At 59.4% G+C, this 254-nt stretch carries 1 rRNA gene; it reads left to right on the forward strand.

The features are described 5' to 3' along the window. Nucleotides 1–152: 152 nt before the first annotated feature. Nucleotides 153–254: ribosomal RNA gene (gene rrf / locus R0J92_RS24770) — 5S ribosomal RNA — on the forward strand; the annotation flags it as partial.

The raw sequence follows: 254 nt of genomic DNA on the forward strand, positions 1-254 counted from the left end.
GTTCGTCGCCAACCGTTTGGCGCGCCGTCTGCAGCGCAGCGATCGAAGATCGCGACAGCGTGAAGACAGAAGAAACAGACGTGTTCACAAAAAAAAACCAGCTTCTCGAAACACACCGACGCGGCAAACGTCGGTGGATTGCCCTTAGCCGACCTGGTGGTCATGGCGGGGCGGCCGCACCCGTTCCCATTCCGAACACGGCCGTGAAACGCCCCAGCGCCAATGGTACTTCGTCTTAAGACGCGGGAGAGTAG

Source organism: Tritonibacter sp. SIMBA_163 (assembly GCF_046535935.1).
Classification (GTDB): domain Bacteria; phylum Pseudomonadota; class Alphaproteobacteria; order Rhodobacterales; family Rhodobacteraceae; genus Epibacterium; species Epibacterium scottomollicae.